The sequence below is a fragment of the Collinsella sp. OM07-12 genome, from assembly GCF_003438275.1.
Classification (GTDB): domain Bacteria; phylum Actinomycetota; class Coriobacteriia; order Coriobacteriales; family Coriobacteriaceae; genus Collinsella.
This window is the reverse complement of record NZ_QSTQ01000001.1, coordinates 45,314-65,122: the sequence shown is the minus strand read 5'-3', so window position 1 is coordinate 65,122 and position 19,809 is coordinate 45,314. Positions and strand designations below refer to the sequence as shown.

At 61.3% G+C, this 19,809-nt stretch carries 21 protein-coding genes; 1 reads left to right on the top strand and 20 read right to left on the bottom strand.

All coding sequences use genetic code 11. The features are described 5' to 3' along the window. Position 1: 1 nt before the first annotated feature. From DXB98_RS00310 to rpsP, 14 genes are all read right to left on the bottom strand, one after another. Positions 2-934 (bottom strand): DNA-processing protein DprA, encoded by a 933-nt coding sequence (locus DXB98_RS00310; RefSeq protein WP_117742785.1) that lies wholly within the window; start codon positions 932-934, stop codon positions 2-4. Continuing rightward, positions 934-2,457: a YifB family Mg chelatase-like AAA ATPase gene (locus tag DXB98_RS00305; RefSeq protein WP_117742724.1), complete on the bottom strand. Its 1,524-nt coding sequence runs from the start codon at positions 2,455-2,457 to the stop codon at positions 934-936. The genes DXB98_RS00310 and DXB98_RS00305 overlap by 1 nt, the downstream gene beginning before the upstream one ends. Beyond that, positions 2,457-2,942 carry a YraN family protein gene (locus DXB98_RS00300; protein ID WP_117742723.1) on the bottom strand — a complete coding sequence of 162 codons (486 nt, stop codon included), beginning with the start codon at positions 2,940-2,942 and terminating at the stop codon, positions 2,457-2,459. Before DXB98_RS00300 ends, DXB98_RS00305 begins: the two co-directional genes overlap by 1 nt. Positions 2,943-3,131: 189 nt before the next feature. After that, positions 3,132-3,920, bottom strand: a complete 789-nt coding sequence (locus DXB98_RS00295; protein WP_117742722.1) for a ribonuclease HII — start codon at positions 3,918-3,920, stop codon at positions 3,132-3,134. Between the two features lie 93 nt (positions 3,921-4,013). Beyond that, a complete protein-coding gene (rplS, locus tag DXB98_RS00290) occupies positions 4,014-4,355 on the bottom strand; it encodes a 50S ribosomal protein L19 (protein ID WP_006236098.1) in 342 nt (113 codons plus the stop codon). A gap of 210 nt (positions 4,356-4,565) precedes the next feature. Then, positions 4,566-7,316, bottom strand: a complete 2,751-nt coding sequence (gene ppdK / locus DXB98_RS00285) for a pyruvate, phosphate dikinase (protein ID WP_117742721.1) — start codon at positions 7,314-7,316, stop codon at positions 4,566-4,568. Positions 7,317-7,719: 403 nt separating this feature from the next. After that, positions 7,720-8,595, bottom strand: a complete 876-nt coding sequence (locus tag DXB98_RS00280; protein ID WP_117742720.1) for a pyruvate, water dikinase regulatory protein — start codon at positions 8,593-8,595, stop codon at positions 7,720-7,722. Between the two features lie 34 nt (positions 8,596-8,629). Continuing rightward, the gene (glyS, locus tag DXB98_RS00275; RefSeq protein ID WP_117742719.1) at positions 8,630-10,726 is read right to left on the bottom strand and encodes a glycine--tRNA ligase subunit beta; all 2,097 of its coding nucleotides are present in this window, start codon (positions 10,724-10,726) and stop codon (positions 8,630-8,632) included. Positions 10,727-10,729: 3 nt separating this feature from the next. Beyond that, on the bottom strand, positions 10,730-11,641 hold the full coding sequence (locus DXB98_RS00270) for a glycine--tRNA ligase subunit alpha (RefSeq protein WP_006236091.1): 912 nt from the start codon (positions 11,639-11,641) through the stop codon (positions 10,730-10,732). 59 nt (positions 11,642-11,700) lie between these two features. Next, positions 11,701-12,264 carry a signal peptidase I gene (gene lepB, locus DXB98_RS00265; protein ID WP_117742718.1) on the bottom strand — a complete coding sequence of 188 codons (564 nt, stop codon included), beginning with the start codon at positions 12,262-12,264 and terminating at the stop codon, positions 11,701-11,703. Between the two features lie 2 nt (positions 12,265-12,266). Next, a complete protein-coding gene (gene trmD / locus DXB98_RS00260; RefSeq protein WP_117742717.1) occupies positions 12,267-13,025 on the bottom strand; it encodes a tRNA (guanosine(37)-N1)-methyltransferase TrmD in 759 nt (252 codons plus the stop codon). 10 nt (positions 13,026-13,035) lie between these two features. Continuing rightward, a complete protein-coding gene (gene rimM, locus DXB98_RS00255) occupies positions 13,036-13,527 on the bottom strand; it encodes a ribosome maturation factor RimM (protein WP_233505044.1) in 492 nt (163 codons plus the stop codon). A 34-nt stretch (positions 13,528-13,561) separates the two neighbouring features. Beyond that, positions 13,562-13,807 carry a KH domain-containing protein gene (locus DXB98_RS00250; RefSeq protein ID WP_229042092.1) on the bottom strand — a complete coding sequence of 82 codons (246 nt, stop codon included), beginning with the start codon at positions 13,805-13,807 and terminating at the stop codon, positions 13,562-13,564. A 42-nt stretch (positions 13,808-13,849) separates the two neighbouring features. Further along, positions 13,850-14,191, bottom strand: a complete 342-nt coding sequence (gene rpsP, locus DXB98_RS00245; RefSeq protein WP_117735148.1) for a 30S ribosomal protein S16 — start codon at positions 14,189-14,191, stop codon at positions 13,850-13,852. 201 nt (positions 14,192-14,392) lie between these two features. Here rpsP and dinB point away from each other — a divergent pair, with 201 nt between their 5' ends. Then, positions 14,393-15,646, top strand: a complete 1,254-nt coding sequence (gene dinB / locus DXB98_RS00240; protein ID WP_117742715.1) for a DNA polymerase IV — start codon at positions 14,393-14,395, stop codon at positions 15,644-15,646. A gap of 96 nt (positions 15,647-15,742) precedes the next feature. Here the strand turns inward: dinB and rsfS are convergent, their stop codons facing one another. The 6 genes from rsfS to rplU all read right to left on the bottom strand — a co-directional run bounded on the left by rsfS (position 15,743) and on the right by rplU (position 19,746). Next, positions 15,743-16,198: a ribosome silencing factor gene (gene rsfS, locus DXB98_RS00235; protein ID WP_117742714.1), complete on the bottom strand. Its 456-nt coding sequence runs from the start codon at positions 16,196-16,198 to the stop codon at positions 15,743-15,745. A 28-nt stretch (positions 16,199-16,226) separates the two neighbouring features. Further along, positions 16,227-16,760, bottom strand: a complete 534-nt coding sequence (yqeK, locus tag DXB98_RS00230) for a bis(5'-nucleosyl)-tetraphosphatase (symmetrical) YqeK (RefSeq protein ID WP_199407085.1) — start codon at positions 16,758-16,760, stop codon at positions 16,227-16,229. A gap of 87 nt (positions 16,761-16,847) precedes the next feature. Continuing rightward, on the bottom strand, positions 16,848-17,525 hold the full coding sequence (gene nadD / locus DXB98_RS00225; RefSeq protein ID WP_089573445.1) for a nicotinate-nucleotide adenylyltransferase: 678 nt from the start codon (positions 17,523-17,525) through the stop codon (positions 16,848-16,850). Between the two features lie 3 nt (positions 17,526-17,528). After that, positions 17,529-18,995, bottom strand: a complete 1,467-nt coding sequence (gene obgE / locus DXB98_RS00220; RefSeq protein WP_199407079.1) for a GTPase ObgE — start codon at positions 18,993-18,995, stop codon at positions 17,529-17,531. Positions 18,996-19,080: 85 nt separating this feature from the next. After that, on the bottom strand, positions 19,081-19,338 hold the full coding sequence (rpmA, locus tag DXB98_RS00215) for a 50S ribosomal protein L27 (protein WP_089573443.1): 258 nt from the start codon (positions 19,336-19,338) through the stop codon (positions 19,081-19,083). 33 nt (positions 19,339-19,371) lie between these two features. Then, complete coding sequence (rplU, locus tag DXB98_RS00210; protein ID WP_035138585.1) at positions 19,372-19,746, bottom strand: 50S ribosomal protein L21; 375 nt, start codon at positions 19,744-19,746, stop codon at positions 19,372-19,374. Between the last annotated feature and the right edge of the window lie 63 nt (positions 19,747-19,809).

The following is a 19,809-nucleotide window of genomic DNA, read 5'->3' as shown; positions in this document are numbered from 1 at the left end:
TCTAATTGACACGTTTTCCATTGTGACCGAAGGGGGTCTGGGCGTGAAGGGCAAACTTGGAGGGCGCATACCTTCCATCCATCATGCGCTCGATAAGACCCTCGAGCTCAAGCGAACCCAGGAGTTTGAGTACGCCGACGGCATCGAGCGAGACGAGCGCCGCGATGTCATCGACCTTGAGCGGAGAGGCGATGAGCGCATGCATCACGGTCTGCTGCGTTGGATCCAGGTCGGCAATACCGGGAGCATCGGGGCGCGAGTAGCGCAGGGTGCCGTAGATGCGTGAAATAGCCATCTCGATAGATTCCTCGTCGATGATGCAGCAGGCACCGTTCGCAATGAGGTAATTCGTGCCACGCGACTCGGGCGATAGGATCGACCCCGGCACGGCAAGAAGTTCGCGCCCCAAATCCATAGCAGCCTCGGCTGTAGAAAACGTCCCGGAAGGCATACCCGCCTCGGATACAAAGAGGGCTTGCGACAGGGCCGCGATCACACGATTGCGGCGCGGAAAGGCAAACTTGCGCGGACCCATGCCCCACGGAGAGATCGACACGATCGCGCCACCCGTATCAAGCGTGCGAGTAATAAGCCCCGCGCTCGAACGCGGGTAAACCACGTCGGCGCCCGTCCCCAGCACCACGACGTGTTTGCCGCCGGCGTTGACCGCAGCCCAACCCGAGGCCTGGTCACAACCGACCGCGCCGCCCGAAACAACCGTCACTCCCGCCTCGACCGCCACCTTTGCCGCAAGCTCTGCCACGGCAAGACCATACGGAGAAGCCTTGCGCGCGCCGATAATGGAGAGCGCAGGCGTCGAAAGCACCTCGGGATTGCCGCGCACAAAGAGCGTCTGGGGTACATCAGAAAGCTCCAAAACGGTCTCGGGATACAACGCGTCACCTGGATGCAGCTCGAAGGTCCCCTCAGCCATCATTGGTCCCTCCTTCCCTGGTACATCGCCGCCTCGAGCACGTGATCCTGCGTCACCTGCTCGCTCTCGGCGACGTCGGCGATGGTACGCGCGATACGCACCAGGCGCACGATGCCGCGGCCCGTGAGATGCGTGCGCTTTGACAGGCCGAGCACACACTTCTCCGCCGCATCATCGAGCTCAAAGGTCGAAACGACGCCGTCAATGGACCGCGTCTCATCATCCTCGGCCTCGGCGTCCGCATCGTCCATACGGGATTCGCGCCAAGCGCGAAAAGCACGACCGCGCAAAACGTAGTCACGCAACTCGGCCGACGACATACCCTCCGCACCCTCGATAATCACTTGGGGGTCGGGACGGGTCACATCGATCATCATGTCGATACGGTCGGCCAAAGGACCGCGCAGCTTTGCCCGATAGCGCTCCACCATCGATGCCGAGCAGCGGCATGGCACCTCGCGATCGCCCAAAAAGCCGCAGGGGCAGGGATTGCTCGCAGCAAGCAACTGAAAGCGCGACGGGAAGGTAAAGGCCCCGTCGACGCGCACGATCCTGACGTAGCCGCGTTCGATGGGCTGACGCAGCGTCTGCAGCACACCCGTGGGAAACTCGGCAAGCTCGTCCAAAAAGAGCACGCCGCCATGAGCCAGGCTGATCTCACCCGGATGCACCGGGCGTCCCCCGCCGATAAGGCCTGCGGTCGAAATACTGTGATGGGGGCTTCGAAACGGCCGATGACCTGCCAATAAGCCATCGATGTTCTCGCCCAAGACCGAATGGATGCACAGCGCCTCCTGTTGATCCTCAACGGAAAGCTCAGGCAGGATGCCAGTCATACGGCGCGCAAGCATCGTCTTGCCCGATCCCGGGGACCCAATCATGAGCAGTCCGAGTTCTCCTGCCGCCGCAAGCGCCATGCCGCGTTTAGCGACTTCCTGCCCCAGTACGTCGGCATAGTCGAGCTCGGGCTCAAAGGTCGCCTCGAGCACTTCAGAATCCAGATAATGCCGCGCGGCGTCCCCCATGCCATGGGCAAGCTGAGATAGATGGTCGATAAACCCGCAGTCAACGCCCGCAAGCGGCACATGCTGATCGGACCTGCCGGCGATAAAGGACAGCCCCATATCACGCGCCAATAGCTGAAACGCCACCTCGCCCTTGACAGGAAGCACCGTACCGTCCAAGCCAAGCTCACCTGCGATAAGACAACGATCGAGGTTGTCGCGGGGAATCTGACCATCGGCCGCCAATACCGCAATGGCGATGGGCAAATCAAAGCCGCTACCGGTCTTGCGAATATCGCCGGGCGCCAGATTGACCGTAATGCCCGAGCGCGGAATCTCGAACCCGGCGGAGCGCATCGCGCAGCGAATACGACCGCGTGACTCCATCACCTCCATACTCGGAATGCCGAGCATCTGGATGCCCGGAACGCCACCGGCAAGCGAGACCTCGACCGTGACGTGAATCGCCTCGACGCCGCGGATGCAGGCCGCGTGAACGGCAAACGTCTCGAACGCCATCACGACACCTGCCAATCGAATGCGTTGTACTGATGCTCGATCTCGGCGATATGCCCGCCGCGGATGGTGACGCCCACGGCATCGAAGCGAATCGCCTTGAGCGGATAATGCTCCATGAGATAGCAACTTGCGATGCGGCGGTAGCGGCGTTGTTTTTGGGCGTCCACGGCCTCCTCGGGAAAGACCCGCGTGCTGCAATCCAGTGCAACGCGTCTGGTCTTGACCTCGGCCATCACCACGACATCGTCGAGCTCATCGAGCAGCACCAGATCGGCCTCGCCCTCGGCGCAGCGATAGCCCTGCTCCAGCAAGGTGTAGCCGCGCTCGTTAAAGTAGTCGATGGTGATCAGCTCGCCCAGCATGCCCAGCTCGCGGGGGCTGAGTCCCTTGATAAGCTCGGGCGTCATCGCCCCGCAGTCGAGCTCGCCGTTTTCCCAACGCTCCTTGAGCTGCTGCGTCTTGCTCTTTTTGCTTGCGGCACTCATGGGGTCTCCTTTCCCGCACACTGCATTGCCCCGATGATGAGGGCACCTTTCATGCGGGTAAGTACCGGATGCAAACCAAAAGCTGACCAAATACCGACAAAAAATGGGCCGTACGCAACAATCACGTTGAACACGGCCCGCTACCAGCAGGTTTATAAAACGCCAGGGGTCCCTTTCTCCACAATTGATCTAGAAAAGGCGCTCAGTCTGCAAAAAGTTTCCGCAAAAGCTCACGCGGTGCAGTGGACAAAGTCCATGTTTGCGAATGGCCTCGATATGCTCGGGGCTTGCATAGCCCTTCGACTCTGCCAGATGGTACTCGGGGTACTCGGCGTCGTACTCGACCATCATCTCGTCACGCGTGACCTTGGCCATGATGGACGCCGCAGCGATGCAGGCGATTTTGGCATCGCCCTTCACCACATCGCGCTCGTTAGGAACGGCGCCCAAGGGGTTACCATCCATGAGGACGCAGTCGGGCTCGAGCCCCGTATCGGCCACGGCGCCCGCGACGGCAGCGCGGATGGCGCGGGCCATGCCCATATCATCGATATCCTTCGGCGCGATATGGCAAAAACCGATCGCCGTCGCCACCTCGGCAATCTTCACCGAGAGCAGCTCGCGGCGCGCCGGCGTGAGCTTTTTGGAATCGTTGATACCCCAGACGCGCGGCTCCATAGGAAGACAGACGGCGCACACCGTCAAAGGACCGGCCACCGATCCGCGACCCACCTCATCGACACCAACGACCACCCCATCGCCGCCAAGCTCATGCATAAGCTCGTACATGTCATTGACGCGCTCACGCTCGGCAAGCTCTTTGGCATGGCGTTTGAGGGCGCGTTCACAAGCCTTGATCACCTGCTGGCGCGGGTCCTCGCGATAATGCTCCACGAGGGCGGGAATCTCCTCAAACGTAGCGCTCGCCAACTCACCGGCAACCTGCGATGCCGAAACCGAGCTCGTCATGTTGGCCATACCAGGCCCTCCTTGCATGCAAATCAGATAAAAAGAAGGGCCACCCGAAGGTGACCCTTGTGTCCAAACGAGTGGACAGACGCTGCGATCTTCTTAGCGCTTCTCGGGGATGCGAGCAGCCTTGCCCACCTTGTCGCGGAGGTAGTACAGCTTGGCGCGACGGACGCGGCCATGACGAACGACCTCGAGCTTGGCGATCTTGGGGCTGTGAAGCGGGAAGGTACGCTCAACACCGACACCGAAGGACATCTTGCGGACGGTGAAGGTCTCGCGGGCACCGGCGCCGGCCATACGGATGACGTCGCCCTGGAAGACCTGGATGCGCTCGCGGTCGCCTTCCTTAATGCGGTAGTGAACCTTGACGTTGTCGGCGACGCGAACCTGAGGAATGTCCTCGCGGATCTGCTGACGCTCGATTGCGCGGATGTAATCCATGTGCAATTCCTTACTCTTCTAGAGGTGCCGTACCACCTTGGCCGGCACGTAGTTGAACAAACGTATTCGAGTATACACGCGCGGGTTTCTGCTGCAAGAACAATTTTTTACGCAGACAAAAAGACAAAACCCGCACATGATAACCGCCCGCCTCACGAATGAGACGGGCGGCATGAAGGGGGGCTACACTAGGCGTCTACACCCAAAACGTTAGGCGGAACGCTTGGCCTCGAGCTTGGCCTGAGCGGCGGCCAGGCGCGCCAGGGGCACGCGGTAAGGCGAGCAGGACACATAGTCCACATCGGCCACGTTGAACAGGCCCTTGATAGACTTAGGGTCGCCGCCGTGCTCACCGCACACGCCAAAGTGCATGCCGGGGTTGGTGGCGCGGCCCTTCTCGACAGCCATGCGCACCAGCTCCAGCACCGCTGAGTCGATGGTCTCGAAGGGGTTATCCTTCAAGATCTTCTTGTGCATGTACAGCGGGATGAACTTGGCCTCGGCGTCGTCGCGCGAGAAGCCAAAGGTCGTCTGGGTGAGGTCATTGGTGCCAAAGCAGAAGAAGTCGGCGTGCTGGGCGATCTCGTCGGCGACCATGCAGGCGCGCGGCAGCTCGAGCATCGTGCCCACGGGAATGTTGAGCTCGACGCCCTCCTCGGAGGATACCTCGGCGATGACACGCTCGATGACCTCGCGGGTCTGGACATGTTCGGCCGTGATGGAGACGAGCGGAACCATGATCTCGGGGCGTGGGTCGACGCCTTCCTTGATAAGGCGGGCGGCAGCCGTGGCCACAGCGCGGACCTGCATGAGCGGCAGATCGCCAAAGACGACGGACAGGCGCACGCCGCGCAAGCCCAGCATGGGGTTGGACTCGACCATGCCGTCAATGCGACGCAGGCGGGCGCGCAGGGCAGTGAGCTCCTCCTCGGGAGCGCCGGCGGCCTCCTTCTTGGTGATGGCGACCTCGAGCTCGCGAGGATTATCCAGGAACTCGTGCAGCGGCGGATCAAGCAGGCGAACGACCACATCGCGATCGGACATGGTCTTGAACATCGCCAAGAAATCCTCAGTCTGGACCTTGAGCAGATCGGCCAGGGCATGCTGCTTCACGGCCTCGTCGTTGGACAGGATGAAGCTCTGGATAATGTTCTTACGGTCGCCCAGGAACATGTGCTCGGTGCGGCACAGGCCTATGGCCTCGGCGCCAAACTCGAGCGCGAGCGCAGCATCCTCGGGGTTGTCGGCGTTGACGCGCACGTGGTTGGCGTGACCGTCGGTCTCGTCCAGGCGGATCTCGTCGGCCCAAGACAGGATGGTGTCCAGATCGCCGGTGAGCTCAGCGGAGACCAAATCGACAGCGCCATCGACGACGATGCCCTGAGTGCCGTCGATGGAGATGATGTCGCCCTCGTGCAGCACGCGGTCGCTGCCCTCGATGCGCACGACCTTCTCGGCCGCGTCGATGTGGAAGCGCTCGACACCGCAAACGCAGGGCGTACCCATGCCGCGGGCGATAACGGCCGCATGGCTCGTCTTGCCACCGTGGCTGGTTAGGATGCCCTCGGCGGCAACCATGCCCTTCAGGTCATCGGGGTTGGTCTCCCAGCGGACCAGAATGACCTTATGGCCCTCGGCAGAACGCGCGACGGCGTCATCGCTCGAGAACACGACCTCACCCACGGCGGCACCGGGGCTGGCGTTAAGGCCGTGTGCGAGCGCCTCGTACTTCTTAGAGGAGTCGAACTGCGGGTGAAGGAGCTGGTCGAGCTGCGCGGGGTCGATGCGGCTCACGGCCTCCTCACGGGTGATGAGGCCTTCCTCGACCATCTCGATAGCGATGCGCAGAGCGGCGGTGGCGGTACGCTTGCCCACGCGGGTTTGGAGCATCCAGAGCTTGCCCTGCTCGATGGTAAACTCAATGTCGCACATGTCACGGTAGTGATCCTCAAGCGTCAGGAAGACACACTCAAGCTCCTCACCTGCGGACTCGAGGCCCGGGGTGGTCTTGAGGTCGGCAATGGGCTCGGTGTTGCGGATGCCGGCGACGACGTCCTCGCCCTGGGCGTTGACCAGAAAGTCACCGTAGAACTCCTTGGTGCCGTCGGCCGGGTTGCGCGTAAAGGCGACACCGGTCGCCGAGGTCTCGCCCTTATTGCCAAATGCCATAGCCTGAACGTTGACGGCGGTGCCAAGGTCGTCGGAAATGCCGTGCTGCTTGCGGTAGATGCAGGCGCGCTCGTTCATCCAGCTGCCGAAGACGGCCTGGATAGCAAGGCGCAGCTGGAGCTCCGGATCGTGCGGGAAGACAGGCTTGCCGTCGGCGACCTCGAGCTCGGGGTACAGGGCGGCCTCGACGTACTCGGAGAAGATACCCTTGAACGTCTCGACGAGCTCCTGCAGATCCTCGGCCGAAAGCTCGGAGTCGACGCGGGCGCCGGCGACCAGGCGGGCATGGGTCAGGGCATTCTCGAATAGGTCGGCGTCAACGCCCATGACAACGTTGGAGAACATCTGGATAAAGCGACGGTAGCTATCCCAGGCAAAGCGCGGGTTTTGCGTCTGGGCGATGAGACCCTGAACCGAGTCGTCGTTGAGACCCAGGTTGAGAACCGTGTCCATCATGCCGGGCATGGAAAACGGAGCACCCGAGCGAACCGACACGAGCAGCGGATCGTTAGCGTCACCAAGCTTCTTGCCGCAGCGGTCCTCGAGGTCTGCCTCGGCGGCAACGATCTCATCGAGTGCGCCCTCGGGCCAGACGTTACCGGCACCGGAGTACTCAACACAGGTCTGGCAGGTAATGGTAAAGCCACCGGGGACCGGCAGGCCGATGCGGCTCATCTCGGCAAGGTTTGCGCCTTTGCCGCCAAGCACGAAGTTCATGGACTTGTCGCCCTCAGTGACACAGGTGCCCTGAGCGTCGGTTCCAAAACGGTAAACCCTCTTGCAATCGCTCACGATACTTCCCCTTCCATGCGCTCTCGCGCACGACCGTGGTAACGAATCGACCCGCCGGATGCGGGCCGTGAGGGAACTATACGGCGGGTTTTGAGCGGGCTTGAGCAGAGGATGCGCGGTTTGGTAAACGTGCTAAAACTGGCGGTAAACGGTAGGTAAAGGTGGTTACCTTATGAAGATACCAATGCAAGTAACTTGCAGGTCAAAAGCGGTAATAACTGCTAAATCGCTTTACCATAATCATGCATTATTTTGAGGTAGTCTCTTTGGGTGGCTAATTTGGGACGGGGCTATTTTAGCTACCCCACACGAGCGTTCGGCCCCAAGCCGTATCCGGATTATGGGTAGCTAAAATAGCCCCGTCCCAAATTAGCTACCCAAACACAACCTTATCCCAAATGGGCTACGTTTGTTGGGCCCGACGGGCGGCGCGGCGTGCGCGGGCTTCTTTGATTTCCTCCAGATGGCTAATGATCTCGGAGGCGCTCTCCTCGATCGCCTTGCCGTCGGTACGCACCACAAAGCAGCCCAGGCGCTTCATGAGGGCACGGGCTTCCTCGAGCTCGCTGCGCACGCTCTCGGGCTCGGCATAGGAACCGGCGACGGCGCGGGCGTAGTCATCACCCAAGCGGCTATCGCGAATTTCGGAAATCACATCGACGGTCGAAATCAAGCCGAACAACCGCATCGGGTCGACCTCGAAAATTGACTTCGGCGGCTCCATGCCATGGGCAAAAGGAACATTGGCAACCTTGTAACCCTGATAGGCCAAATACATCGACAGCGGCGTCTTGGACGTGCGCGATACGCCCAACAGCACGATATCGGCACCCGACAGATCATCGCACCCGCGCCCGTCATCGTGCTCGACAAAATACTCCATGGCCTCGATGCGATGGAAATACCGATCATCAGTCTTATGAATCACGCCCGCAACGCCTTTGGGTGCAACGCCAATAAGCGACGAAAGCACGGCGAGTGTCGGGCCGATCAGGTCGACCGAACGGATATGCAGCATACCCAGGTAATCGAGGACGCGGGCGCGAAGCGCCGGATCGACAATGGTGTGGAAGACGGCAATGTCGCGATGGTCCGCATCGACACGCGGACCCACAAACGACTTGACCTGCTCCACCGAGGTCACCTTGGGCAGGCGCAAAAGACGAAAAGCCCCTTCATCAAATTGCCCGGACGCCGCAAGCACCACCTCACAAGCGGTATCACCGAGCGAGTCGGAGATAACGATAACGGTGGGACGAGCGGTGACCGGGCAATCCATGCGGGGCTCCTTTTGCGCTTACGCGCAGGCTAGCTTACTTTTTGCGGGCAAGCTCACCGATGTTGGCGATGCCGGAGAAAACGGCCTCGAAGCGGTTGAGCAGCTTAAGGCGATTATCGCGGAGCTGCTCGTCCTTGTCCATGACCATAACCTCATCGAAGAAGCGGTCAATGGGGGCACGCAGGGCGGCAAGGGCGGCAAATGCCGCAGGGTAATCCTCGGCAGCAAGGGCGGCGTCGACAGCGGTCTGAGCAGCCTCGGAAGCGTCGGCAAGAGCAAGCTCGGCATCGCCCATCAAGCTGCGGTCGTACTCCGCACCCAGCTCGGGCTTGGAGATGTGCGCGGCGCGGGCATAGGCGGTCGCCAGGTTATCGAAGGTCTCGGCGTCGTTCTTGAGGGCCTCGTCGAGGGCGGCGCAGCGGGCGAAGAAGACCGACGGGGCGATGATATGCACCGCGGAAACGGCGGCAACGGTGTCGGCCGGAATCTTCTCGTCGCGGGCCATGCTCACCAGGCGGCCGTGGAAGAAGTCGCGAACCTGCTGGGCGACCTCGGCGGCGTCGAACTCAATGCCCTGCTCGCTATAGAGCTGGAGCGCAAAGTCGATGAGCGACGTGGGGTCGATCGGCAGACGATCACGCAGGATATTGATGATGCCGATAGCAGCACGGCGCAGCGCGTACGGGTCGGAGGAGCCGGTCGGGGGCTCGCCGATGGCAAAGATACCGGCGATGGTATCGAGCTTGTCGGCGCAGGCAACGATGCAGCCAGCGGTGCCCTCGGGCAGCTCGTCGCCGGCAAAGCGGGGACGGTAGTGATCGCGAATGGCGCGGGCGACCTCGTCGTTCTCCCCCATCGCGCATGCGTAGTAACCACCCATCACGCCCTGCTGGCTCGTGAACTCGACGACGGCGTTGGAAACCAGGTCGGCCTTGCACAGATGCGCGGCGCGAGCGGCGTCCGCAGCCAGGTGGGCGCCCAGATGTGCCTCGCGTGCAATAGCGAGCGCGAGCTGCTCAATACGCTCGGACTTGGCGAGCACACTACCGAGCTTCTCCTGGAAGGCAACCTTAGCCAGACGCTCGCGGAACTCATCGAGGGAGATCTTCAGATCCTCCTCGTAGAAGAACTTGGCGTCGTCCAGACGGGCGCGCACGACGCGCTCGTTGCCGTCGATCACGCGCTCGGCGTTCTCGGGCTTGCTGTTCGAAACAACCACGAACTCACGAGTGAGCTTGCCCTCGCCGTCATAGATCGGGAAGTAGCGCTGATTGGTGAGCATGGACTCGCAGATAATCTCGTGCGGGACCTTGAGGAACTCCTCATCGAAGGTACCGACGAGCACCGTCGGCCACTCGCAGAGGTTGATAACCTCCTCAAAGACCTTCTTGGGCGTGTCGACATGGCAGCCGGGGCGAGCAGCCTCGACTTCGGCGATACCGGCAAGAATGGCCTCGCGACGACGCTCGGCAGAGAGCACGCCGGCACCCTCGAGCACCTGCTCGTAGACGGCGGGGCTGGCGACAACGTGGTCACCGGGGCCAAGCACGCGATGACCGCGTGTGGTGTTGCCGCTCGTCACATCGGCAAAGGACACGGGCACGACGTCCTCGCCCAGCAGGCAGCAGATCCAACGGACCGGGCGCACGAACGTAGCGTGCTCGTGGCCCCAGCGCTGGCTGCGGTAGTTGGGCCACTGCAGGCCGGCGATGGTCTTCTCGCACAGGGCCGTCAGGATCGGGGTAGCCGGGGCGGAAGGAATGTTCTTCTCGGCGAACACATATTCGCGACCGTCGGTGTCCTCGCGACGGACCAGGTCCTCGGCAGCCACGCCGCACTTGCGGGCAAAGCCCTGGGCGGCCTTGGTGGCGTTGCCGTCGGCGTCGAAGGCAATGTTGGCCGCGGGGCCACGCTTGACCTCGTGAACCTCATCGGTCGCGGTGGCGACGTCGGCAACGAGCGCAGCCAGGCGACGCGGGCTCGAGATCACGCGGACCTCGCCGTGGGCCAGACCGGCCTCATCGAGACCCTTGGCGATCATGGTGCCAAGCTGCTTGACGGCATTATTCAGCGGTGCAGAGGGCATTTCCTCCGTACCGATCTCAAACAGGAAATCCTTAGCGTCTGCCATGGCTTACGCCACCTCGCCTTCCTGATCGGCATTCTCGTTGACTCCGGCGACCTCGGCCATGTAGGCCTCGCAGCACGCCTTGGCGACGGCGCGGACGCGCAGGATGTAGTTGGCACGCTCGACCGCGGACAGCGCGCCACGGGCATCGAGCAGATTGAAAGCGTGGCTGCACTTCATGACGCAGTCGTATGCGGGCAGCGGCAGCTTGCGTTCCAGGCAGGAATGGCACTCGGCCTCGTAGTCGTCAAACTTCTGACGCATCATCTCGACGTTGGCGACCTCAAAGTTATAGGCACTGAACTCGCGCTCGTTCTCGAGGAACACGTCGCCGTAGGTCATGGGCGTGCCGTCGGGCAGGTAGCTCCACACCAGGTCGTAGACCGAGTTGACGCCCTGAGCGTACATGGCGATACGCTCCAGGCCATAGGTGATCTCGACGGGCACGGGGTCGACCTCGATACCGCCCACCTGCTGGAAGTACGTAAACTGCGTGACCTCCATGCCGTTGAGCCAGACCTCCCAGCCAAGGCCCCAGGCGCCCAGCGTCGGGCTCTCCCAGTCGTCCTCGACAAAGCGGACGTCATGGTCGTTGGGGTCCAGGCCAATGGCGGCAAGAGATCCCAGGTAGAGCTCCTGGGCGTTAACCGGCGAGGGCTTGATGAGCACCTGGAACTGATAGTAGTGCTGCATGCGGTTGGGGTTCTCGCCGTAGCGGCCGTCGGCGGGACGGCGGCAGGGCTGCGCATAGCAGGTGCGCCACTCGGCGGGACCGAGCGAGCGCAGCGTGGTCGCGGTGTGGAAGGTACCGGCACCGACCTCGGAGTCATAGGGCTGCATAATGACGCAGCCCTGCTCGCCCCAGTACTGCTGGAGACGCAGGATGATGTCTTGGAAGGAAAGCGATGAAGCGTTCATGCCTCTAATATCCCCTCGTCGAAACGATTACACGGTTAGGTACTGTACTATAGCGGTTTTTAGTCGATAGCGCCGATACGGCTGAGCGGCCAGTAGCGCACAAGCGCCACGGCGATCAAGTCGGAGCGGTCGACCGGGCCAAAATAGCGGGAGTCAGCAGAGTTCTCGCGGTTGTCGCCCATCACCCACACGCACCCGTCGGGAACGGTGTAGGGATAGCTCACCTGAGCGCCAGGGGCCTGGACCGAAAGCGGCCAGCTCATGCCGGTCGTATAGTCCTCATCGAGCGTCTGGCCGTCAACGACCACGTGTCCGTCCTGAAGGTCGACCGTCTGGCCGGCCGTGGCAATAACTCGCTTGACGAGAACATCGTGCTCGGAGGTGCCATCGGGGTTGTGGAATACCACAATATCGCCCTGTTTGACGGGCTGACCGAGCTCGAGGCTCACCTTTTGCGCCAGGATCTGATCGCCAATCTCGATCGTAGACTCCATGGAGCCGGTAGGCACCACAAAGGGTTCAACCACAAACGAGCGAATCAAAAAGGTGGCGACGAGCGCAATCGCGACGACCACGATCCACTCAAAGGCACCCTTTAGCACGGAATGCTGCGATGGAACCATTCTCACTCCTCGCTTAACGAATACGACGCGTCCAAAATCTCTTGCGCGTACGCACGCTCCTCAGGCGTAAGCCGCGCCGTCTCGATCAGATCGGGTCGCCAGCGGCAGGTACGCTCAATGGCATTCTTACGGCGCCAGGCGTCAACCTTGGCATGATCGCCACTCACGAGCACCGGGGGCACACCCTCGCCGTTGAACTCGGCGGGGCGGGTGTACTGCGCATATTCGAGCAGGCCACCGTCCTCGGCAGTCGAGAAGGACTCATCCACGTTGCTCATCTCATCGCCCAGGGCGCCGGGGATGAGGCGAACGACAGCATCGGCCACGACCATGGCGGGGAGCTCGCCGCCCGTGAGCACATAGTCGCCGATCGACAGGCGCTCGTCGGCATACGCATACGCGCGCTCATCGACGCCCTCGTAGCGGCTGCACACAAACAGCAGGCGCTCGCTTTTGAGCAGGCGCTCGGCCACATGCTGCGTAAAAGGCTCGCCACAGGGGGTAAAAAACACCACAGTGGGCTTGGGACCCTCTGCGCTAATGGCCTCGACGGCCTCGGCAATAGGCTCGACCTTCATGAGCATGCCCTGTCCGCCGCCGTACGGCTCGTCATCGACGGTACGATGGCGGTCGTGCGTCCAGTCGCGCAGGTTATACGTCTTAAAATCAAAAAGGCCGGCCTTGCGGGCGCGGCCCAAAATCGACGTGGACATGACGGGCTCAAACATCTCGGGAAAGACCGAAAGGGTCTCGATCAGCATGTTGTCCTCCCTACTTGTCCATATCGACCAAACCATCCATAACGTGGACGGAAATTGCCCCCTGATCGGGAAGATCGAGCACAACCTGCTCGATCACGGGAATCAGTACCTCGCCGTACCGATCGCCCTCGACAACCCAAACATCGTTGGCGGGCGTCGACATAATCTCGACAATCGTGCCGAGCGAGCCAAAGCGCTCATCGACCACCTCGCGACCCATCAGGTCGGTATAGGCGGCGTCGAGTGAATCGAGCTCGAAATCGTCACGATTTGCCAGCACATAGCATCCCGTGATGCCCTCGGCTGCCGTCAAGTCGTCAATGCCCTCAAACGCGACCAGATCGCCATCGCCCGTATCGGTGACGGAAACGACCTTGCAAAAGCGGTCGCGCTTGAGTGACGGCGGCGTCAAGGCGACGCGCATACCCGGCTCCAATACAGAAGGAAGCCCCCGCAGCGGCTGCGCGAGGACCTCCCCCTTCCTTCCGTGCGGCTTGACCACACGGGCGATGTTTTTGTACTGGGACCTCAAGGTCCTAGCCCAGAACCTCTACCTCGACTGCAGTGTCGAGGCGAGCGGCCAGTGCACGGGCGAGCGTGCGAATGGCCTTGATGGTACGGCCACGACGGCCGATGACCTTAGCGACGTCATCCTCGGCAACCGAAACCTCAATAGTAGAGGCGTCTTCGCCATCGATGACCTCAAGGCTCACGGAATCCGGGTCGTCGACGATCTGAACAACGAGATATTCGACGAGATCGGCGATGCGATCTGAGAGCATTGCCTCACCCTCGAGCTGTGCAGCGTCAACCTCAGGCACGATTTACTCCTCGGCGCCCTCAGCGGCCTCAGCGGCAGCCTTAGCGGCCTCGGCCTCTTTGGCGAGCTGCTTCTTGGACTTCTTGACGACGGTCTCGGTCTTCTCGCCCTCGTTGGCGGCCTTGACCAGAGCGACGACAGCGTCGGTGAGCTGAGCGCCCTTGGCCTGCCAGTCGGCGATCTTCTCGAGATCGAGGTTGATGGTCTTGGGGGCGGTCATCGGGTTGTAGCGGCCAACCTCCTCGATGATACGACCGTCACGCGGAGCGCGGGAATCGGCGACGACGACACGGTAGTACGGACGCTTCTTAGCGCCGTGACGAGCAAGGCGAATCTTGACTGCCAAAGGAAACTCCTCCAACCAAGCAGCTTTAGGCTGCAACTACAAACAAACAGTTGAATATAATACGCCATCGACGCGGGCAGGTGAAGTCCGTGAGACCAACTTCTTCGGTGTAGTCGAAGGCAAATCCATATCTTAGACAAGAATTCGCGATTTGCAAGCACATCCACGCACCCCACATGAGCTGCGCGGTATACTCATGCCATGAAAAGACGCGAACATACATACGGTTATGAGGATGCTGCGGGCGTCACGCCGCCGCCCTGGACGGGACCGGCGGTGGGCCTCATGGACCTCGACGCGTTTTTTGCGAGCGTGGAGATGCTCGACCACCCCGAGTGGCGCGGCAAGCCGCTCATCGTGGGCGGTGACGCCGATTCTCGCGGTGTTGTATCGACCTGCTCCTACGAGGCGCGTCGCTTTGGCGTGCATTCCGCCATGCCCTCGGCCGAGGCACGGCGCCTGTGTCCGCAGGCCATTTGGACGCATGGGCATTTTGATCGCTACCGCGAGGTCAGCGCGCAGGTCATGGCGATTCTCGCCGACGAGACCCCGCGCGTTGAGCGCGTATCCATCGACGAGGCCTTTATCGATATCACACCGGGTCGTTTTGCGCCCGAAGACCCGCTGCTGGTTGCACGGCGCATCAGTGATCGCGTGGCAGCGCTCGGCGTGACCTGCTCCATCGGTGTCGGCTGCAACAAAACGGTCGCAAAGATCGCAAGTGAGCGGGACAAGCCGTTTGGGTTGACCATCGTGCGTCCCGGAACCGAACAGCGCTTTTTGGCTGCGCTGCCGGTATCTGCCATGAGCGGCATCGGGCGCTCGGCCGAGGAGCGACTGCGCCGCATGCGCATCTACACGCTCGGCGAGCTGTCACGTGCACCGGAATTCACCTTGGCCTCTATTTTTGGTGTCAACGGCGAACGCATGCGCCAGCGTGCGCTGGGACTCGAGGTTTCCGAAGTCACGAGTCTTGATGAGGAACGCGAGGTTAAATCGGTGAGCAATGAGCGCACCTTTGCGAAAGATTTGACTGAGCGTGGGGACATCGAAGCGGCGATTGCGCTGTTGGGAGAGTCAGTGGGACGCCGCCTGCGCCGTCAGGGACTAACGGGCGCCACGGTGACGCTCAAGCTCAAGTATTCGTATGGAAGTGGGCGAACGGCGCAGCGGCGGCTTCCCCACCCCACCGACGACGAGAATATCTTTGTTGCCGTGGCGCTCGAGCTGCTCGATAATATCTGGCAAAAAGGCATGCACGTACGTCTGGCAGGTATCGGTATGAGCGACTTCGACCACCAAGGCGGTATCCAAACCGACCTGTTCTGCGAAGTCGATGACCGCGGGGCCCAATCCAGCGACCGTCGCGACCTCTCAGTCGCCATCGACGCCGTCCGAGACAAATTCGGCGACACCGCCCTATCCTTCGGCCGCCAATCCCGCTTCAACGATTAACCACCTTTGGGTAAAAAGAAAGCCGGGCAGGTGCGGAAAACCGCAACTGACCGGCGATATGCATGAGGGTAGCTAAACCCCGTCTCAAATGAGCTACTAGAGGAGGTTGAGGGGGAGCAGGGGGGCGTCGCCCCAGAGCTTTTCTAGGCGGTAGAAGTCGCGGGCTTCGGGAGTGAAGACGTGGACGACAACAGAACCGTAGTCCATGAGCATCCAGGTCTTCTGCTCACGGCCCTCGATGGAGAACGGATGCTCGCCGCAAGCCTCGGCGACCTTCTCCTCGATCTCGTCGACGATCGAATCGACTTGGCGGTTGTTGGTACCGGTGGCGAGCACAAAGTAGTCGCACACATCGGAAAGCTCGGTCAGGTCGAGCACCTGCACGTCCTCGCCCTTCTTGTCGTAGGCGGCCTGCGCGGCGGCGCGGGCGACATCCTCGGCGGCGACACCGCTCGCGGACAGCGAGGCGGCGGTGCGGTCGGACGTGGCGGCGAAGCTCTTGTGCTCCACACCTTCAAGAATCTGCTCGTCGGTCATGGTCTCGTCGGCCATGGAATACCTCTTTCTAGACGCACCCGAGCTAGCGCAGCTGGGCGTAATGGTTGTAAATCGTAATAGCCGTGGGATAAAGATAGCGCCCGGACTGGATCACATAGACCAGACCTTGCGCAAAACAGGAGAAGAACAACTCATCGAGCGTCGACTCCCCCACCATCTTGCGCAGCGCATGCGCATAGTCGCCGTGGCGGTTGGGCTCGATGGCATCGGCCACAAAGACCACCATATCGAGCGGCGTCATGTCGCAGGCACCCACGGTGTGACGGTCGACAGCCTGGAAAACGGCCGGCGACAACTCGGAGAAAAGCTGCGGAAGCTCATAGGCGGCAACAGGGCCATGCAAAAGCGGCGTCGCGGCGGAAGGAGAGCCGGCAATCTTAATGCCGTAATGCAGAGCGCGCGTGACCAGCTCGTCGTCGGAGAGCACTTTGTCCCAGTCATGGATCAGGCCGGCGGCAGCGGCATCAAAGCGGTCAACGCCGTAGACCTCGGCCAGATGAAGTGCGGTCTCGGCAACACCCAGCGAATGCACATAGCGCTTGCGCTTATCCTTCATGCGAACATCGAGCAGCTCTTGAATGCGCTTGAGCAGCGCGCGCTCATCGCCCTCAAACTGATCCTCTACCGACAACGTAGACCCCCATCACTCAAAATCTTCTTGGCCCAAATCGGCATATAGCCTGCGTTTGCGAATGTAGCCGAGCACGGACTCGCTCGTAAGATAGCGCACGCTCATACCGCGAGCTACTCGCTTACGAATGTTCGTCGAGCTGATCGCCAGCGCCGGAATCTGAATATAGCGCACGTCGAACGGCAGCCCCGACTCTTTGATTCGGGCACGCGCCGTATCGATATCAAAGCCCGGTCGTGTCGCCGCAATAAAGGTAGCAAGCTCAGCGATTCGTTCGGCATCATGCCAGGTAACAATATCGATAATCGCGTCAGCGCCCGTAATAAAGTAGAGCTTTACCTGCGGCGGGTAAAAGTCGCGAAGGGCATGAAGCGTATCGGCCGTATAGGTTACACCCGGACGGTCAATCTCGAACCGACTCGCCAAAAAGGCCGGGTTCGCAGCGGTGGCGAGGACCGTCATGGCATAACGGTCCTCGGCAGGCGTCACCGGCTTGTCAAGCTTAAAGGCAGGCGTGCCCGCCGGCATAAAGAGCACGGCATCCAAGTCGAGGGACTCACGCGCCTGCTCAGCGGTCACCAGGTGCCCGTAATGGATGGGATCAAAGGTGCCACCCATAATGCCGAGCCTAAACTCCTGCCCGTCCTCTAGAGGAAGCTCGGGCAGACCGATTCCACCGCGCAGCGACATGGCTTACTCGCCCTCCGAGGTCTCGGCATCGTCCTCGGCATCCGCCGCATCGACAACCTCGACGCCCTCATCCGCAGCATCGGCCACGTCAATGGCCTCGACGGCAACGTCCTCGCCAGCATCCTCGAGCTCTTCGTACTCCGAGAAGTCCTCGGCGCCCTCAAAGTCAAAGGCGCGCTGGCAAATGCGGACCTCGTCGCCCGCACGGCAACCGGCCTTCTCGAGCGCGTCGTCAACACCCATACGCGCAAACTTATGCTGCAGGTAAATGACGGCTTCCTCGTTTTCCCAGTCGGTCTGGATGACCATGCGCTCGATGGCACGACCGACCACGCGGAAGGCACCGGGCTCTTCCTGGACAATGCGGAACCGCTTCTCACGCTGCAGGCGGCGGCGCTCCCACTCATCGTCGCGCAGAACGACCGGCTCATCAGAGACCGCAAGCTCAGCGCGCAGCTTAGCCACCTGCTCGCCCACGGCAAGCATCAGCGTGTTGAGGCCGGCGCCAGTCACGGCGGACACGGCAAAGAACATATGGCCATCGTCGAGCGCCGCACGCTTAAGGTCGGCAATCTTGTCGGCCGTGCCCGGCGCATCGCACTTGTTGGCAACGACGATCTGCGGACGCTCCGAAAGCTCGGCGCCATACTGCTCGAGCTCGCGGTTGATGATGCGATAATCCTCAACCGGATCGCGATCCTCAAAACCGCCCGTCATGTCGACGACGTGCATGATCAGGGCCGTACGCTCAATGTGGCGCAAGAACTGGTGACCCAGGCCCTTGCCCTCGCTCGCGCCCTCAATAAGGCCGGGGACGTCGGCAACGACGTAAGAATATTCGCCGGCACGCACCATGCCCAGATTGGGCACGAGCGTGGTAAACGGGTAGTCAGCAATCTTGGGGCGGGCGGCACTCATGCGCGCAATGAGCGATGACTTACCCACCGAGGGAAAGCCCACGAGTGCGGCATCGGCCATAAGCTTCATCTCGAGCTCAATCCAGTGCTCCTCGGCCGGCTCGCCTAGCTGGGCAAAGGCCGGAGCGCGGCGCACCGACGTCACAAAGTGGGTATTGCCCAGACCGCCGGCACCACCGGGCGCCACGACGACGCGCTCGCCGTCGTGCACCAGGTCGGCAATCTCGAACATCGGTGTCTGCGTCTCGGGGTCGAGCTCGCGCACCACGGTACCCATAGGGACCTTAAGAATCAGGTCCTCGCCGCTCTTACCGTTACGACGGGCACCCTGCCCGTGCGTGCCGCGCTCGGCGCGAAAGTGATGCTTAAAGCGGTAATCGATCAGCGAAGAAAGCTGAGCATCGGCCTGGATGACGACATTGCCGCCACGACCGCCGTCGCCGCCATCGGGGCCGCCCTTGGGGACAAATGCCTCGCGCCTAAACGACATGCATCCGGCTCCGCCGTCGCCGCCGCAAACGTTAATGCGGCTGATATCGGTGAACTGTGACAACAGAATCGCCTCCTACAAAAAAGAGGGAGACCCTTGAATCCTAAAACTCAAGTGCCTCCCACATATGTGCTCTATGAAGGGTGAATTACGCGTTCGCGAGCGGGCGTACGCTGACCCTGTGCTTGATACCCTTGTGGAACTCAACGGTACCGTCGACCAGCGCGAACAGCGTGTCGTCCTTGCCACGGCCAACGTTCTCACCCGGGTGGATGTGCGTGCCGTGCTGACGGACGAGAATCGTGCCCGTGGTTACCGTCTGGCCGGCGAAGCGCTTCGTGCCAAGGCGCTGACCGCGGGAGTCACGGCCATTACGGGAGGAACCGAGTCCTTTTTTGTGTGCCATTGTGTATACCTACTCTTTCGTTACGAGTGTAATCTACTCGGCGACGGGAGCCTCGGCAACAGCCTCGGCCTCTGCCTTGACAGCCTTCTTGGCGCGGGACGTAGCCTGGACCTTCACGATCTTCAGCTTGGTGAGCTGCTGACGATGACCCTTCAGACGACGATAGCGCTTACGCTTGTGGAACTTGAAGACCAGCTGCTTCTCGCCCTTGAACTGCTCAACGATCTGAGCGGTAACCTTGGCCTTGGCCAGCTTGTCGGGATCGGTGACGATCTTCTTACCATCGTTGAGGAAGATGACCGGCAGGGTGACCTTGTCGCCCTCATTGCCCTCGATCTTCTCGACGGTGATGACATCGTCGGTGGCGACCTTGTACTGCTTGCCGCCCGTGTTAACGATTGCGTACATGTTTACTTGCCCTTCATGCATCAGTTAGTGCAACAGCCGAATATAGTAGCAGGCGATAATACC

Coding starts and splice junctions, on each gene's coding strand:
- DXB98_RS00300 (WP_117742723.1), bottom strand. CDS start 2,942: ATGAGTGCCGCAAGCAAAAAGAGCAAGACGCAGCAGCTCAAGGAGCGT.
- DXB98_RS00250 (WP_229042092.1), bottom strand. CDS start 13,807: ATGCTCTCAGATCGCATCGCCGATCTCGTCGAATATCTCGTTGTTCAG.
- nadD (WP_089573445.1), bottom strand. CDS start 17,525: ATGTCGCTGCGCGGTGGAATCGGTCTGCCCGAGCTTCCTCTAGAGGAC.
- rpmA (WP_089573443.1), bottom strand. CDS start 19,338: ATGGCACACAAAAAAGGACTCGGTTCCTCCCGTAATGGCCGTGACTCC.
- dinB (WP_117742715.1), top strand. CDS start 14,393: ATGAAAAGACGCGAACATACATACGGTTATGAGGATGCTGCGGGCGTC.
- trmD (WP_117742717.1), bottom strand. CDS start 13,025: ATGCTGATCGAGACCCTTTCGGTCTTTCCCGAGATGTTTGAGCCCGTC.
- rplU (WP_035138585.1), bottom strand. CDS start 19,746: ATGTACGCAATCGTTAACACGGGCGGCAAGCAGTACAAGGTCGCCACC.
- rplS (WP_006236098.1), bottom strand. CDS start 4,355: ATGGATTACATCCGCGCAATCGAGCGTCAGCAGATCCGCGAGGACATT.
- DXB98_RS00310 (WP_117742785.1), bottom strand. CDS start 934: ATGGCTGAGGGGACCTTCGAGCTGCATCCAGGTGACGCGTTGTATCCC.
- rsfS (WP_117742714.1), bottom strand. CDS start 16,198: ATGGCCGACGAGACCATGACCGACGAGCAGATTCTTGAAGGTGTGGAG.
- DXB98_RS00305 (WP_117742724.1), bottom strand. CDS start 2,457: ATGGCGTTCGAGACGTTTGCCGTTCACGCGGCCTGCATCCGCGGCGTC.
- DXB98_RS00270 (WP_006236091.1), bottom strand. CDS start 11,641: ATGAACGCTTCATCGCTTTCCTTCCAAGACATCATCCTGCGTCTCCAG.
- glyS (WP_117742719.1), bottom strand. CDS start 10,726: ATGGCAGACGCTAAGGATTTCCTGTTTGAGATCGGTACGGAGGAAATG.
- DXB98_RS00280 (WP_117742720.1), bottom strand. CDS start 8,595: ATGGATTGCCCGGTCACCGCTCGTCCCACCGTTATCGTTATCTCCGAC.
- yqeK (WP_199407085.1), bottom strand. CDS start 16,760: ATGAAGGATAAGCGCAAGCGCTATGTGCATTCGCTGGGTGTTGCCGAG.
- lepB (WP_117742718.1), bottom strand. CDS start 12,264: ATGGTTCCATCGCAGCATTCCGTGCTAAAGGGTGCCTTTGAGTGGATC.
- DXB98_RS00295 (WP_117742722.1), bottom strand. CDS start 3,920: ATGGCCAACATGACGAGCTCGGTTTCGGCATCGCAGGTTGCCGGTGAG.